Source organism: Actinomarinicola tropica, from assembly GCF_009650215.1.
Classification (GTDB): Bacteria; Actinomycetota; Acidimicrobiia; order Acidimicrobiales; family SKKL01; genus Actinomarinicola; species Actinomarinicola tropica.
This window is the reverse complement of sequence record NZ_CP045851.1, coordinates 2,051,202-2,066,069: the sequence shown is the minus strand read 5'-3', so window position 1 is coordinate 2,066,069 and position 14,868 is coordinate 2,051,202. Positions and strand designations below refer to the sequence as shown.

Genomic DNA, 14,868 nt, shown 5'->3' with positions numbered 1-14,868 from the left:
CGCGGACGCGGGGGCCGCGGCCTACGATGACCGCCGCCCACCGGGGGGTCGGCCCCCGGCCCTCGTCGACGAGCGCGGATGAAGATCCTCATCACGAACCTCCAGCTGGACGAGCGGACCGGCACCGAGGTCGTCGTCCGCGACCTCGACGCCGGACTGCGGCGGAGGGGGCACGACGTGTGCGTCTACACGCCGCGACCCGGTGCGCTGGCCGAGGAGATGCGCGCCGACGGTGCCATCGTCGTCGACGACGTGGCCTCGACGCCGTGGACGCCCGATGTGATCCACGGGCACCAGACGGTCGAGACCGCCACGGCCCTCGCCGCGTTCCCGACCACGCCCGCGCTCTACGTCTGCCACGACCGGCTCCACCCAGACGACGCCCCGCTGCGCTCGCCGGCGGTGCGGCGCTACGTCAGCGTCGACCGCAACTGCGACGAGCGCATCCGGCTCGAGGCCGGCATCCCCGCCGAGCTCACGCGCCTGATCCACAACGCCGTCGACATGCGTCGCTTCGTCCCGCGCGACCGGCTCCCACGTCGTCCCCGCCGGGTCGCCGTCTTCTCGAACTACGCGGTGCGCGGCGGCTACGTGGAGGAGGTGCGGGCGGCCTGCGCGGCGCGTGGCCTCGACGTCGAGGTGATCGGCGCGGGCGTCGGCACCGCCGTGGACCGTCCCGAGGAGATCCTCGGCCGCTACGACCTGGTCGTCGGGAAGGGGCGCTGCGTGCTCGAGGCGCTCGCCGTCGGCTGCGCCGTCGTCGTGGCCGACGCCGGGGGGCTGGCGTCCATCGTCACCGCGGACGACGTGGCGGACCTCCGCGACTGGAACTTCGGCGCCCGCTGCCTCCAACGCCCGGTCACCGCGTCGACCGTCGGCGAGGAGATCGACCGCTACGACCCGCGCGACGCGGCCCGTGCGTCTGCGTGGATCCGCCAGGTCGCCGACCTCGAGCGGGCCCTCGACGCGTACGAGGCGCTCTACGAGGAGGTTCGCCTCGAGGGCGTCCCGGACGGCCACCGCACCACCTGGGTCGGGCTCCTGGACGAGCAGGTCGCCCGGGCCGGTGCGCTCGAAGCGGTGGCACGGAGCGGGGCGGTCCTCCTCGGCTCGGCGCTGTCGCCGGGCGCGGCCCACCAGGTCGCCCTCCGTCCGCTCACCACACCGGGGTTCGTCGAGGCAGGCGCCACGACGTCGGTGCTGCTCGCGGTCCGCAACGGGTCGTCCGAGACGCTGCACTCCCTCGGTGACGCGCCGTTGTTCGCCTCGTACCACCTGCTCGACGCCGACGGCAGGCCGATGGGGATCGAAGGCGAGCGCACCCGGTTCGAGACGCCGTTGCCGCCAGGCGCCGAGCGCATCCTCCGCGTGCGCGTGCAGGCCCCGGGCGAGCCCGGCCGCTGCACGGTGGCGCTCGACCTGGTGCAGGAGGGACGGACGTGGTTGCGGGACCTCACGGGTCGACACGGACCGGACCTCGATCTCGTCGTCGAGTCGCCGAGAGAGGGCGACGCCACGTGGACGTTGTCCCGCCTCGCCCTGCTCGAACCGGTCGACGTCGTCCGTGACGCGGTCTTCACCACGTTGCGCTTCGCCACCGCGCCCACAGCGGGGATGTTGACCTTCGCGGAGAGCCCCGTCTTCCTCGACCGGGCGCTCGCATCGGGTGCCGCGGCCGCGGTGGTCGTCCCGCCGGCCCTGGTCGACCAGGTCCCCGCGCCGATCGGCGTCATCACCTCGGAGACGCCGCGCGGCACCTTCGCCCGCCTGCACGAGGCGCTGGCGACGCGGACGGACCTCTACCGGCACCACCAACCGAGCACGATCGATCCGTCGGCCGACGTGCACCCCTCCGCCGTGATCGACGAGATCGACGTGGAGATCGGTCCTGGCGTCGTGATCGGGCCGCACGTGACGCTCTCGGGGCCGGTCCGCCTCGAGGCCGACGTGCGGGTGATGGCCGGTGCGGTGCTCGGCTCGGCCGGCTTCCAGACGATCACCGACGGCGGCCGCCGCGTCGAGATGCCCCACGCGGGTGGCGTCGCGGTCGGCGCCCGGACGGTCGTGTTCCCCGGGGCCATCGTCGCTCGCGGCCTGTTCGGCACCGACACGACGATCGGTGCGGACGGCCGGATCGGCAACGGCGCGTTCGTCTCCCACGACTGCCGCGTCGGCGAGCGCACCACCATCGGTCACGGCGCTGTCGTCAACGGCAACGTGGAGGTCGGCAGCGACACCTGGCTCGGTCCGGGGGCCACGGTGTCCAACAACCTCCGGATCGGGGACGGGGCACGCGTGTCCCTCGGCGCCACCGTGATCAGCGAGGTCCCCGACGGCGGCCACGTCACCGGGCTCCCTGCGATGGGCCACGCGGCGGCGCTACGGGCCGTGGCGTCCATGCGCAAGGTGCGGCGGTGAGCGCGGTGATCGACCTGCTGGCGGCGCGCCCGGGGGCAGCCCCGCTCGTCACCGACGGCGAGACCGTGCGCGGCGCCGACGACGTGCTCCGGATGGTCGACCGGCTCCACGACGTGCTCCGCGCCGCGGACCGCGGGCCGAGGCCACGAGTGGCGGTGGCGCTGCCCAACGGCCCTCAGCTGGCGATCGTCTGCCTGGCGGCGATGGCCGGCGCGACCTGCGCACCGCTCGATCCGCGCGCGAGGGAGGGCGAGCTGCGCGACGCGCTGGTGCGCCTCGACGCCGACGTGCTCGTCGTCGTCGCCGGCGACGACGCCTCCGCGCCCGGTCGGGCCGCTGCGGTCGCGCGGTCACTCGGTCTCGGCATCGTCGAGATCGACGCCGATGACCAGCTGCACCTCGCCGAGGCCCCCGACCGGGCGCGGCGTGGCGACGGCGAGCGCGACGACCTCGCGCTCCTCCTCCACAGCTCGGGGACGACGGCGGCGCCGAAGCTCATCGGTCAACCCTCCGCCAACCTGGCGGCGTCGGCTCGGTCGATCGCCGCCACGCTCCGGCTGACGCCCGACGACCGGTGCCTGAACGTGATGCCGCTGTTCCACATCCACGGCCTCGTCGGCGCGCTCCTGTCCACGGTGGCGGGCGGGGGCAGCGTCGAGTGCACCCCGGGCTTCGATGCCTTCGCCCACCGGCGCCGGCTGGCCGACTCTGCGATCACGTGGTCGACGGCGGTGCCGACCATGTACCAGGCGATGCTCCTGCGGAGCGGCGCATCCGCCGAGCCGCCGACGGGCCGCCTGCGGTTCGTGCGCTCGAGCTCGGCTCCGCTCCCGGCCACGGTCTGGAGCACGCTCGAGGAGCAGCTGGGGTGCCCGGTGCTCAACGCCTACGGCATGACCGAGGCATCGCACCAGATGACGAGCAACCCGCTGCCGCCCGCGGCGCGGAAGGTCGGGACGGTCGGGCCGGGGGCGGGCGCCCAGGTGGCGGTGCTCGTCGACGGTCGTGTGCAGGAGGACGCCGAGGCCGAGGGCGAGGTGGTCATCCGCGGACCAGGGGTCATGGCCGGGTACCTGGCGCCGCCCGGCGCGAACGACGACGCCTGGGTGGACGGGTGGTTCCGGACCGGCGACGTCGGTCGCCTCGACGCCGACCGCTACCTCACGCTGGTCGGACGGCTCAAGGAGATCATCAACGTGGCGGGGGAGAAGGTCTCGCCGTTCGAGGTCGAGGCCGTGCTCCTCGACCACCCGGCGGTCGTCGACGTCGCGGCGTTCGCCGCCCCCGACGACCTGCGCGGCGAGTGCGTCGCCGCCGCGGTGGTGCTCCGACAGGACGTCTCGACCTCGGACCTGCGTCGCTTCGCCGCCGAGCGCCTCAGCCGGGCGAAGGTCCCGTCGACGGTGGTGCCGGTCGAGGCGCTGCCGCTCGGCCCGACCGGCAAGGTCCAGCGGGTCCGCCTCGCCGCCCAGCTCGGTCTCGGGTAGGGCAGAGGGCGGCTCAGCCCACGGCGAGGGGCGGCGGCTCGGCCTGGCTGACCAGACCGGGCGGGAGGTCCCGCACGACGTCGGCCAGCTGGGGCAGCAGGTCGGCGTAGACGCTAGTGGGCCGCCAGAGCATGGCGATGCGGCGGCGGGGAGCCGGCGGCCGGAACCGGCGCAGGTGGATGTCGGAGCTGGCCGGGACCGGCGGTTGCACCGCGAGCTCGGGCAGGAGGGTGGTGCCCACGCCGGCGGCGACCATCTGCCGCAACGTCTCCAGGCTGGTCGCCCGGAACCCGGACCGCTCGGTGCCGCCCGAAAGGTGGCACACCTCGAGCGCCTGGTCCCGGAGGCAGTGCCCCTCTTCGAGGAGGAGCAGGTCCTCGCCACCGAGCACCGAGGTGTCGACCAGCTCCTCGGAGGCCGCGAGCGGGTGGTCGGTGGGGACGGCGAGGACGAAGTCCTCCTCGAAGAGCGGCTCCACGTGGAGCCCGGCCTCGGCGACCGGCAGGGCGAGGATGCCGACGTCGAGCTCGCCGGTGCGGAGCTGCTGGAGGACGACCTCGGTCTTCTCCTCGACGAGGAGCAGCTCGAGCCGAGGGAAGCGGGCGTGGACCCTGGGCACGACGTGGGGGAGCAGGTAGGGGGCGAGCGTCGGGAAGAGCCCGATCCGCAGGCTCCCGGACTCCGGATCGGCGGCCTGCTGGGCGATGCCCCGGATGCTGTTCGCCTCCTGGAGGATGACCCGTGCCCGCTCGACGACCCGCTCGCCCGCAGCGGTGAGCATCACCTGCCGTGGGCTGCGCTCGACGAGCTCCACGCCCAGCTCCGCCTCGAGCTTCTTGATCTGGGTCGACAGCGTCGGCTGGCTGACGAACGACGCCTCCGCCGCGTGGCCGAAGTGCCGATGGTCGGCGACGGCCACCAGGTACTGGAGATCGCGCAGGTTCATGGCATCCCCCTCCCGGGGGTGGAGGCTACGCGACGGCCGCGGTGGCCGCCGGGGTCGCGCCGACCGGCGTGCGGATGAGGTGATCGAAGGCGCTGAGCGCCGCGGTGGCACCGGCGCCCATGGCGATGACGATCTGCTTGTACGGGACCGTGGTGCAGTCGCCGGCCGCGAACACGCCGGGCGCGGAGGTGGCGCCACGGTCGTCGATCACGATCTCGCCTCGAGACGACAGCTCGACCGTGCCGTCGAGCCACTCCGTGTTCGGCAGCAGGCCGATCTGCACGAAGATGCCGTCGAGGGCGACCTCGTGGCTCTCGTCGGTGGTGCGGTCCGTGTACACGAGGCCGGTGACCTGGTCGCCGTTGCCCTTCACCTCCGTGGTGAGGGCGCTGAGGATCACGTCGACGTTGTCGAGGCTGCGCAGCTTGCGCTGCAGGACCTCGTCGGCCCGGAGCTTGTCGTCGAACTCGATGACGGTGACGTGGGCCACGACGCCGGCGAGGTCGATCGCGGCCTCGATGCCGGAGTTGCCGCCACCGATGACAGCGACGCGCTTGCCCTTGAACAGCGGGCCGTCGCAGTGGGGGCAGTAGGTGACGCCCTTGTTGCGGTACTCCTCTTCGCCGGGGACGCCCATCTGGCGCCAGCGGGCGCCGGTGGAGAGGACGACGGTGCGGGCCGAGACGGTGGCGCCGCTCGCGAGCTCGACGGTGGCCAGCCCACCCGGCTCGTCGGCCGGGACCAGCTTGGTGGCCACTTGCAGGTCCATGACGTCGACGGCGTAGTCCTTGACGTGCTGCTCGAGCGCGGTGGCGAGCTGGGGCCCCTCGGTGTGGCGCACGGAGATGAAGTTCTCGATGGCCATCGTGTCGAGGACCTGACCGCCGAAGCGCTCGGCGACGACGCCGGTGCTGATGCCCTTGCGGGCGGCGTAGATCGCGCTCGCCGCTCCGGCGGGGCCGCCGCCGACCACGAGGACGTCGAAGGTGTCCTTCTCGGCGATCTCGGCCGCGGTGCGCTCGGCGGCGCCGGTGTCGAGCTTGGCGACGATCTGCTCGAGCGACATTCGGCCGGACTCGAACATCTCGCCGTTCAGGAACACCGTCGGGACGGCCATGACCTTGCGCTCGTCGACCTCGTCCTGGAAGAGGGCGCCGTCGATGGCGACGTGGGTGATGTTCGGGTTGAGGACGCTCATGAGGTTGAGCGCCTGGACCACGTCGGGGCAGTTCTGGCAGGACAGGGAGAAGTAGGTCTCGAAGCGGAGCTCGCCCTCGAGGCCCCGCACCTGGTCGAGCGTCTCCTCCGACGCCGTCGAGGGGTGTCCGCCGACCTGCAGGAGCGCGAGGACGAGCGAGGTGAACTCGTGGCCGAGGGGGATGCCGGCGAAGCGCACGGACGCCGCGGGGTCGCTCACCCGGACGATGGCGAAGCTCGGTCGGCGGTCGTCGTCGTCACGGCGCACGTAGGTGATGTGGTCGGACATCCCGGCGATCTGGCTGAGCAGCTGCTCGAGCTCGACGGACTTGGGGGAGTCGTCGAGGGAGGCGACGAGCTCGATGGGTTCGCGGATCTTCTCGAGGTGGGCGGCGAGCTGAGAGGCGATGGCGTCGTCGAGCATGGGGGACTCCGTGTCGGGGGGGGGAGGGCGGGGGGACAGGGACTCGGGGCGCCCGCGCCGGCGGCGGTCCGGGGGGGCGCCCCGAGTCGGTCAGCGTCGGATCGGATCCGTGTGGATCAGATCTTGCCGACGAGGTCCAGCGACGGGGCGAGGGTGTCGTCACCCTCCTCCCACTTGGCGGGGCAGACCTCGCCCGGGTGCTCCCGGACGTACTGGGCGGCCTTCACCTTGCGGAGGAGCTCCACGGCGTTGCGGCCGATGCCCTCGGCGGTGACCTCCATGAACTGGACGACGCCGTCGGGGTCGATGAGGAAGGTGCCGCGGTCGGCGAGGCCCTGGCCCTCGCGCATCACGCCGAAGTTCCGGGTGATCTCGCCGGTCGGGTCGCCGATCATGGCGTACTGGACCTTGCCGATGGTGTCGGAGGTCTCGTGCCAGGCCTTGTGGGTGAAGTGGGTGTCGGTCGAGACCGAGAAGATCTCGACGCCGAGGCGCTGGAACTCCGCGTAGTTGTCCGCGAGGTCACCGAGCTCGGTCGGGCAGACGAAGGTGAAGTCGGCCGGGTAGAAGAAGACGACGCTCCACTTGCCCTTGAGGTCGGCGTCGCTCACCTCGACGAACTCGCCGCCCTTGAAGGCGGTGGCGGTGAACGGCTGGATCTCGCTGTTGACGAGCATGTGTGCAGGACCTCCAGGTCTCTGTCGGGGGACTGGTGCTGATAGGCATCCTATATGTGATGTCCCACCAACGATCGACGATGCCGATCGAACGTACTGATCGGTCCGATAGGCACGCTCGATCGTGCGTCCCTGATCAGGAGCGCACGGGGGCGGGATCCCGCCACATGGCGTGCAGGGTCGGGCCGTCGGGCAGCGCGACCTGACCGACGTCGCGGAAGCCGTGGCGCCGGTACAGCGCCCGGTTCCGCTCGGAGGTGGCCTCCAGGTACGCGGCCTCGCCGGCGGCGTCCCCGCGCTCGAGCACGCCGCGCAGCGCCCGGGATCCCAACCCCAGCCCCTGCACGACGGGGTCGACGGCTAGGAACTGGAGGTACCAGGCGGGCTCGTCGGGGTGGCTGCCCGCGAGGAGCTCCATGACGGTGCCGACCCGCCCCATGTGCGGCCCGACCGCGTCGACGAGTCCGGCCGCGAACGCGGTCTCGTCGTCGGGGTGGATCGGCTCGGTGCCGGGCGGCGCCCAGAGCGCGACCCCGGCCACCACGTCCGCGGTCGGCACGACGTGCGTCTCGTCGTGGCGGGCGAAGGCGTCGACGAACAGCTCGAACACCGAGGGGAGCATCTGCCGGCGATCCGCGGCGTCGGGGACCATCCAGGAGATGACGGGGTCGTGGGCGAACGCCTCCGACAGGATCCGGACAGCGACGTCGCGGTCGGTCGATCGGGCGGGGCGGGTCGGGGGGTGGGGGTCGAGCAGCGTCATGGGATCCTCCTCGTGTCCGTGCCGGGACCGTCGCCCGGCATCACCGAGTCGGCGTGAGCACCCCCGTCACGTCGTGACGCGCTCCCGGTCGGCGGCCAGGTCGCGCAGGAAGCGGTCGGCCCACTCGCTGGCGTCGTTGGCCTCCACCGCGGCACGCATGCGCTCCATGCGCTCCCGCGCCTCGGCGGGGGGCATCGACACCGCCCGCACGATCGCCGCTTTCAGCCCGTCGACGTCGTAGGGGTTGACGAGCAGGGCGTCCGCGAGCTCGGTGGCTGCCCCGGCGAACTCGGAGAGCACGAGGCTGCCGGTGAGGTCGTAGCGGGCGGCCACGTACTCCTTCGCCACGAGGTTCATGCCGTCTCGGAACGGCGTGACGAGCATGACGTCCGCCGCCCGGTACATGGCCATGAGCTCCTCGAACTCCACGTCCTGGTGGATGTAGTGGAGGATCGGGAACCCGACCCGGGAGTGGTCGCCGTTGATCTGGCCGACGAGGCGCTCGACCTCCTCGCGGAGCGTGATGTAGGCCTCGACGTCGTCCCGGCTGGGTTGGGCGATCTGCACCATCGTCACCGTCGCCGGGTTGAGCGACCCCTCGTCGAGCAGCTCCTTCAGGGCGCGGAGCCGCACGTCGATGCCCTTGGTGTAGTCGAGCCGGTCCACGCCGAGGAGCACCGTGTGCGGCGCCCCCAGCCGGGCTCGCAGGTCCCGTGCTCGTTCGGTGGTCTCCCGGTCGTGGGCCGCGCCCTCGTAGCGGGCCACATCGATGCCGATCGGGTAGGCGCAGGCCCGCACGACGCGGTCGCCGGCGACGACGCTCTCGTCGCCGTGCGCCTCCGCGAGACCGAGGCGCATGGTGAGCCGGCGGAAGTTGGCGGCGGCCTCCGGCGTCTGGAACCCGTTCAGGTCGGCGCCGAGCATCCCCTGGGCCAGCTGCTCCCGCCACGGGAGGGCCTGGAACACCTCCGGCGGTGGGAACGGGATGTGGAGGAAGAACCCGATCCGCAGGTCGGGACGGAGCTCCCGCAGCATCCCCGGGACCAGCTGGAGCTGGTAGTCGTGGACCCAGACGGTGGCCTCGGGGCCGGCCGCGGCCGCTGCGGCCTCGGCGTAGCGGCGGTTCACTCGCTTGTAGCCGTCGAACCAGTGGCGGTGGAACTCCGAGGGCACGACCTTGTCGTGGTAGAGCGGCCACAGCGTGCCGTTCGACATGCCGTCGTAGAACAGCACCTTCTCGTCGTCCGACATGGCCACGGGGTGCAGGTGGAGGCCGTCGACCTCGAAGGGCTCCTCCTCGGTCGCTGCGCCGGTCCAACCGATCCACGCCGCGTCACCGGGCCGCTGGGCGATGGCGGGCCCGACGGCGGAGACCAGGCCGCCGGGGCTCGGGATCCAGCGCCCGCCCTCCTCGCCCTCGTCGCTCCACCGCACGGGCAGGCGGTTGGCGACGATGACCAGGCGGGTGGCGGGACCCTGCGTGCGGGGCGCGGCGTCGGTGGGCTCCATGGCGTGGCGTCAGCTCTCCGTGGTGTCGAGGTGGTCGGCGAGGCGTGCGAGCAGGTCCCGCACCTGCCCGGGATCGGCGACGGTGAAGCGCGCTCGCGTCATCCGCTCGTCGTCGGGGGCCGCGACCATCACCGTCAGCGCATCGGGACCGAGCGCCGCGAAGGCGTCCTCGTCGGTGCGGTCGTCGCCGACGTAGACGGCGACCACGTCGGCGTCGCCCAGCCGGTCGAGCAACCAGCGCACGGCACGTCCCTTGTCCCAGTCGACGTCGGGCCGCAGCTCGGTGACCCGCTTGCCGTGGGTGACCCGGAGCCCGAGGCGCTCGCCGGTCGTGGTGGCGGCGGCACGCACCGCCTCGGCGTCGGCGTCGGCGACCATGCGGTCGTGCACGGTGAGGCCGAACCGCTTCGGCTCGAGGACGACGCCCGGGACGTCGCCGACAGCGGTCTCCAGCTCGTCGAGGGCCGCCTCGAGGGCGGCCAGGCTCGCAGCGGCGTCGGGCTGGTCGTGCGACGAGCCGTCGGGGGCGATGATCTCGAAGCCGTGGCTCCCGGCGACGTGGATGCCGGGGACCCCGACGCGCTCGGCCACGTCCGCCGCGCCCCGGCCGCTGACGACCGCGACGGGGACCTGCCGGGCGAGTCGTGCGACGACCGGCTGCACCCCGGGCAGGAGCGCCGCCGCCGCCGGATCGGCGACGATCGGCGACAGCGTGCCGTCGAAGTCGAGGAACACGGCGATCGCACGGTGCTCGAGCTCGGCGGCGATCGTGGGCCACGCGGCGAGCGCGTGGGGCACGTCACCGATCGGCCGGGGGGTCGCAGGCGTCACGATGGGTCGATCCTAGGAGCGCCTGCGGGACGGGGGTACCGTCGACCTCGTGGACGACCGGCTGCGTGACGCCCTCTCGGCGGCGCTCGGCGCATCGGTGCGGAGGGCGGACCCGGTGCGAGGGGGCGACGTCGCGACCGCCTACAGGGTCGAGCTCGACGGCGGCGAGGTGGTCTTCGCCAAGACGCATGACGCCGCGCCGCCAGGGTTCTTCACCACCGAGGCCTCGGGGCTCGAGTGGCTGCGCGCCGCCGACGCGGTCCCTGTCCCGCAGGTCCTCGCGGTGTCCGACGACCCTGCGTTCCTCGTGCTGCCCTGGATCGACGAGTCCCGACGGTCGACCGCCGACGGGGAGGCGACGTTCGGCCGGCTGCTGGCGTCGATGCACAGGTCGGGTGCCCCGACGTTCGGTCGTGTCGACCGCCGACCCACGGGTTCCCGGTCGCTCCCGAACGACCCCTGCGACACCTGGGCGGAGTTCTACGCCGAGCGCCGCCTGCTCCCGCTGGCGTCGATGGCCGAGGCGTCGGGCGCTCTTGCCGGCGGCACGATCGAGGGCATGCGGCGGGTGGCCGCACGTCTGGTCGAGGTCGCCGGTCGGTCGGCGGCGGAACCGCCGGCGCGCCTCCACGGCGACCTGTGGGGCGGGAACCGCCTCGTCGACGTCGAGGGTCGCAGTTGGCTGATCGACCCCGCGTGCCACGGGGGCCACCGCGAGTTCGACCTGGCGATGATGAGGTTGTTCGGTGGGTTCGGCGCGGCGGCGTTCGAGGCGTACGACGACGCGCACCCCCTCGCGGAGGGCTGGGACGAGCGCGTCGCCCTCCACCAGATCGCACCCCTCGCGGTCCACGCGATCAAGTTCGGCGGCGGCTACGCGGCCGCGACCGACGGCGCCGTCCGCCGCTACCTCTGACGGTCGTCCTCGGTCGCTACGCCTGGTCGTCCGACGTGCGTCGGGTCACCGGGATCCTGCGGGCCTCGACCGCCGCGGGCTCGCGCGGCAGTCGGACCTCGAGCACGCCGTCCGCGTACTCGGCGGTGACGTCGTCGGCGGTCGTGCCGACCGGGAGGTCGATCATCCGGGTGAACGACCCGTACCGGAACTCGGAGCGATAGCCCTTGGCGTCCTCGGCGGTGCGTTCCTGGCGGCGCTCCACGCGGATGTGCAGCGTGTGGTCGCTGATGGTGAGCTCGACGTCCTGCGCCGGATCGATGCCCGGTGCCTCGACACGGACGACCATCGAGTCGCCCTCCTCGAACTCCTCGACCTTCAGCTCGCCGCCCTCGAGCAGCTCGGTCCAGCGATCGGGCAGCTCGAACAGGCGGCCGCGGAACGGCCACTCCGGCCAGTCGAGCTCGTTGCGGGTGCGGTGGACGAGTGCCATGACGTCCCCCTCTCTGCTCTGGCCCGCGCCTGGTGCGCGCCGGGCGCGCCATCCATGGGACGCCGCACCACGGCGGCTCGCCAGGGCCGAAGGTCCCGGCACCGGCGGCCCGCCCCGTTAGTGTCCGAGGCGGGCGAGGAAGGAGGGCAGGATGCGCTACGCGGAGACCGTCGTCGACCTCATCGGAGGGACCCCGCTCGTGCGGCTGCACCGGGTGGTCCCGAGCGAGGCGACCGTGCTCGCCAAGGTCGAGTACCTGAACCCGGGAGGGTCGGTGAAGGACCGCATCGCGCTGCGCATGATCGACGCCGCCGAGGCCGACGGGTCGTTGCGACCGGGCGGCACCATCGTCGAGCCGACCAGCGGCAACACGGGCATCGGCCTGGCGATCGTCGCCCAGCAGCGTGGCTACCGATGCGTGTTCGTCTGCCCGGACAAGGTCTCGAACGACAAGATCGAGGTGCTCCGCGCCTACGGGGCCGAGGTCGTCGTCTGCCCCACAGCGGTCGAGCCGGAGCACCCGGACTCCTACTACTCGGTCTCGGATCGACTGGTCCGCGAGATCTCCGGTGCCTGGAAGCCCGACCAGTACTCCAACCCCCAGAACCCGGCCTCGCACCACGCGACGACCGGCCCGGAGATCTGGGAGCAGACCGAGGGTCGCATCACCCACTTCGTCGCGGGGATCGGCACAGGCGGGACGATCTCGGGCACCGGTCGCTACCTGAAGGAGGTCAGCGACGGTCGGGTGCAGGTCGTCGGGGCGGACCCCGTGGGGTCGGTGTACTCCGGCGGCACGGGACGGCCCTACTTGGTCGAGGGCGTGGGTGAGGACTTCTGGCCCGACGCCTACGACCGGGGCGTGGCCGATCGGGTGATCGCCGTGTCCGACAAGGACAGCTTCACGATGACGCGCCGTCTGGCCCGAGAGGAGGGCCTCCTCGTCGGCGGATCGTGCGGCATGGCTGTCGTCGTCGCCGCCCAGGTGGCCGCGGAGGCCGGTCCGGAGGCGGTCGTCGTCGTGCTGCTCCCCGACGGTGGTCGCGGCTACCTCTCCAAGATCTTCAACGACGGTTGGATGGCCGACTACGGCTTCCTCGACACGAGCTCCGGCGAGCCCACGGTGTCGGAGGTCTTCCACAGCAAGTCCGGTGAGCGCCCGCACCTCGTGCACGTGCACCCCGACGAGACCGTGCAGTCCGCGATCGCCGTGCTCCGCGAGTACGAGGTGTCCCAGATGCCGGTCCTGCGCGCCGAACCGCCGGTGATGGCCGCCGAGGTGGCGGGGACCATCGACGAGCGCGACCTGCTCGACGCGCTCGTCTCGGGCCGTGCGCGCCTGGAGGACCCCATCGAGCCGCACATGTCGCCGGTGCTGCCGCTGATCGGCGGCGGCGAGCCGCTGTCGGCGCTGCTCGGCGAGCTGGAGCGCGCCGACGCCGTGCTCGTCGTGGTCGACGGCACGCCGCGGGGGGTCCTGTCACGACCCGACGTCCTGTCCTACATGTCCCAGCACCGGAGCGGACGATGACCGACCCACGCCCAGCTGCCTTCGAGACGCTCGCGATCCACGCCGGCCAGCCACCGGACCCGACGACCGGCGCCGTGGTGGTGCCGATCCACCAGGTGTCGACGTTCGCCCAGGACGGCGTCGGTGGCCTGCGGGCCGGCTACGAGTACTCCCGCTCGGCCAACCCCACTCGCACCGCCCTCGAGTCGTGCCTCGCGGCACTGGAGACCGGTGCCGAGGGGGAGGGCCACGGGCTGGCGTTCGCGTCGGGCATGGCCGCGGAGGACACGGTGCTGCGTGCGCTGTGCCAGCCGGGGGACCACGTCGTGCTGCCCGACGACGCCTACGGCGGCACCTTCCGCCTGGTGGCCAGGGTGCTGAGCCGGTGGGGGGTCGAGCACAGCACGGCCTCGCTCGCCGATCCCGACGCCGTCGCTGCGGCCATGACCGAACGGACCCGGATCGTCTGGTGCGAGACGCCGACGAACCCGCTGCTCGGCGTCGCGGACCTCGCGGCGCTGGCGGCGGTCGCCCACGACGGCGGCGCCCGCCTCGTCGTCGACAACACCTTCGCCTCCCCGTACCTCCAGCAACCGCTGCGGTGGGGCGCCGACGTCGTGGTGCACTCGACGACGAAGTACCTCGGTGGGCACTCCGACGTGGTCGGGGGCGCGGTCGTCACAGTGGACGAGGAGTTGGCCGAGGATCTCCGGTTCCACCAGAACGCCATGGGCGCGGTGGCCGGGCCGTTCGACAGCTGGCTGACGCTCCGTGGCGCGAAGACACTGGCGGTCCGCATGGAGCGCCACTGCGACAACGCGGAGGCCCTGGTCGCCGCGCTCGTCGACCACCCAGAGGTGACGGCCGTGCTCTACCCCGGCCTCGCGACGCACCTCGGCCACGAGGTCGCGCAGCGCCAGATGCGGCGCTTCGGCGGCATGGTGAGCATCCGGCTGCGGGGCGGGGAGGCCGCGGCCCGGCGCACGTGCGAGCGGACGCGGATCTTCACGCTCGCCGAGTCGCTCGGCGGCGTCGAGAGCCTCATCGAGCACCCGGCGAGCATGACCCACGCCTCGGTCGCCGGCTCCGCGCTCGAGGTGCCGGCCGACCTGGTGCGGCTGTCGGTCGGGATCGAGGCCGTCGACGACCTGCTCGCCGATCTGGACCAGGCGCTCGACGCCTGATCAGACGGCACCGGCCGACACAGGCGCGGACCCGGGTGTGCCGGTGTCGAGCAACCGGCGGTACAGGGCGACGTGCGCCGCCACCATGCGGCGGGCGCCGAAGCGATCCTCGGCGCGGCGACGGCATGCCCGGCGGTCGAGCGCCGCGGCGCGGTCGACGAGCGCCGCCATGTGCGCACCATCCCGGCAGTGGAAGCCGGTGATGCCCGGGTCGACGATCTCGGCCGCCGCACCCTGCGGGAACGCCAGGACGGGGGTGCCGCGGGCCATGGCCTCGACCATCACCAGCCCGAACGGCTCGGGCCACCGCAGCGGGTCGAGGAGGGCGACCGCCCCCTCGAGGAGCGCGTCCTTCGCCGGACCGGCCACGGGCCCGACGTAGGTCACGCCGTCGCCGAGCAGCGGTCGGACCACCTCGTCGTGGAACCGCACCTCGTCGGGCTCCCACATCTTGGCGGCGATGAGGAGCGGTCGTCCGGCGCGGCGCGCCACCTCGATGGCGGTGTCGACGCCCTTGTCCGGGCTCATCCTCCC

At 73.0% G+C, this 14,868-nt stretch carries 13 protein-coding genes; 5 read left to right on the top strand and 8 right to left on the bottom strand.

Annotation, left to right across the window (positions count from 1 at the left end; genetic code table 11):
* Window positions 1-78 precede the first annotated feature (78 nt).
* The gene (locus tag GH723_RS10085; RefSeq protein WP_153759523.1) at window positions 79-2,418 is read left to right on the top strand and encodes a hypothetical protein; all 2,340 of its coding nucleotides are present in this window, start codon (window positions 79-81) and stop codon (window positions 2,416-2,418) included.
* Complete coding sequence (locus tag GH723_RS10080) at window positions 2,415-3,905, top strand: AMP-binding protein (protein ID WP_153759522.1); 1,491 nt, start codon at window positions 2,415-2,417, stop codon at window positions 3,903-3,905. The genes GH723_RS10085 and GH723_RS10080 overlap by 4 nt, the downstream gene beginning before the upstream one ends.
* Before the next feature lie 13 nt (window positions 3,906-3,918).
* Here the strand turns inward: GH723_RS10080 and GH723_RS10075 are convergent, their stop codons facing one another.
* From GH723_RS10075 to otsB, 6 genes are all read right to left on the bottom strand, one after another.
* On the bottom strand, window positions 3,919-4,851 hold the full coding sequence (locus GH723_RS10075) for a LysR substrate-binding domain-containing protein (RefSeq protein ID WP_153759521.1): 933 nt from the start codon (window positions 4,849-4,851) through the stop codon (window positions 3,919-3,921).
* 25 nt (window positions 4,852-4,876) lie between these two features.
* On the bottom strand, window positions 4,877-6,472 hold the full coding sequence (gene ahpF / locus GH723_RS10070; RefSeq protein WP_153759520.1) for an alkyl hydroperoxide reductase subunit F: 1,596 nt from the start codon (window positions 6,470-6,472) through the stop codon (window positions 4,877-4,879).
* A gap of 116 nt (window positions 6,473-6,588) precedes the next feature.
* Window positions 6,589-7,149 (bottom strand): alkyl hydroperoxide reductase subunit C, encoded by a 561-nt coding sequence (ahpC, locus tag GH723_RS10065; RefSeq protein ID WP_153759519.1) that lies wholly within the window; start codon window positions 7,147-7,149, stop codon window positions 6,589-6,591.
* A 136-nt stretch (window positions 7,150-7,285) separates the two neighbouring features.
* Entirely contained in the window at window positions 7,286-7,912 is a 627-nt protein-coding gene (locus GH723_RS10060) for a GNAT family N-acetyltransferase (RefSeq protein ID WP_153759518.1), read from the bottom strand.
* Between the two features lie 66 nt (window positions 7,913-7,978).
* Complete coding sequence (locus GH723_RS10055) at window positions 7,979-9,421, bottom strand: alpha,alpha-trehalose-phosphate synthase (UDP-forming) (RefSeq protein WP_153759517.1); 1,443 nt, start codon at window positions 9,419-9,421, stop codon at window positions 7,979-7,981.
* 9 nt (window positions 9,422-9,430) lie between these two features.
* Window positions 9,431-10,252 (bottom strand): trehalose-phosphatase, encoded by an 822-nt coding sequence (gene otsB, locus GH723_RS10050; RefSeq protein ID WP_195210229.1) that lies wholly within the window; start codon window positions 10,250-10,252, stop codon window positions 9,431-9,433.
* A gap of 49 nt (window positions 10,253-10,301) precedes the next feature.
* Here otsB and GH723_RS10045 point away from each other — a divergent pair, with 49 nt between their 5' ends.
* A complete protein-coding gene (locus GH723_RS10045; RefSeq protein ID WP_229022768.1) occupies window positions 10,302-11,168 on the top strand; it encodes a fructosamine kinase family protein in 867 nt (288 codons plus the stop codon).
* Between the two features lie 16 nt (window positions 11,169-11,184).
* Here the strand turns inward: GH723_RS10045 and GH723_RS10040 are convergent, their stop codons facing one another.
* A complete protein-coding gene (locus GH723_RS10040) occupies window positions 11,185-11,640 on the bottom strand; it encodes an Hsp20/alpha crystallin family protein (RefSeq protein ID WP_153759515.1) in 456 nt (151 codons plus the stop codon).
* A 151-nt stretch (window positions 11,641-11,791) separates the two neighbouring features.
* On the opposite strand from GH723_RS10040, the gene GH723_RS10035 reads away from it, so the two are divergent.
* Entirely contained in the window at window positions 11,792-13,171 is a 1,380-nt protein-coding gene (locus GH723_RS10035; protein ID WP_153759514.1) for a cystathionine beta-synthase, read from the top strand.
* Window positions 13,168-14,334 (top strand): cystathionine gamma-synthase, encoded by a 1,167-nt coding sequence (locus GH723_RS10030; RefSeq protein WP_153759513.1) that lies wholly within the window; start codon window positions 13,168-13,170, stop codon window positions 14,332-14,334. The genes GH723_RS10035 and GH723_RS10030 overlap by 4 nt, the downstream gene beginning before the upstream one ends.
* On the opposite strand, the gene GH723_RS10025 is transcribed toward GH723_RS10030, so the two are convergent.
* Window positions 14,335-14,862, bottom strand: a complete 528-nt coding sequence (locus GH723_RS10025) for a glycosyltransferase (protein ID WP_153759512.1) — start codon at window positions 14,860-14,862, stop codon at window positions 14,335-14,337.
* Window positions 14,863-14,868: the final 6 nt, after the last annotated feature.

Bases quoted from the DNA above. Each gene is read 5' to 3' on its own strand.
- GH723_RS10085 (WP_153759523.1), top strand. From the start codon at position 79: ATGAAGATCCTCATCACGAACCTCCAGCTGGACGAGCGGACCGGCACC.
- GH723_RS10040 (WP_153759515.1), bottom strand. From the start codon at position 11,640: ATGGCACTCGTCCACCGCACCCGCAACGAGCTCGACTGGCCGGAGTGG.
- GH723_RS10060 (WP_153759518.1), bottom strand. From the start codon at position 7,912: ATGACGCTGCTCGACCCCCACCCCCCGACCCGCCCCGCCCGATCGACC.
- GH723_RS10030 (WP_153759513.1), top strand. From the start codon at position 13,168: ATGACCGACCCACGCCCAGCTGCCTTCGAGACGCTCGCGATCCACGCC.
- GH723_RS10055 (WP_153759517.1), bottom strand. From the start codon at position 9,421: ATGGAGCCCACCGACGCCGCGCCCCGCACGCAGGGTCCCGCCACCCGC.
- GH723_RS10025 (WP_153759512.1), bottom strand. From the start codon at position 14,862: ATGAGCCCGGACAAGGGCGTCGACACCGCCATCGAGGTGGCGCGCCGC.
- GH723_RS10035 (WP_153759514.1), top strand. From the start codon at position 11,792: ATGCGCTACGCGGAGACCGTCGTCGACCTCATCGGAGGGACCCCGCTC.
- GH723_RS10075 (WP_153759521.1), bottom strand. From the start codon at position 4,851: ATGAACCTGCGCGATCTCCAGTACCTGGTGGCCGTCGCCGACCATCGG.
- ahpC (WP_153759519.1), bottom strand. From the start codon at position 7,149: ATGCTCGTCAACAGCGAGATCCAGCCGTTCACCGCCACCGCCTTCAAG.
- ahpF (WP_153759520.1), bottom strand. From the start codon at position 6,472: ATGCTCGACGACGCCATCGCCTCTCAGCTCGCCGCCCACCTCGAGAAG.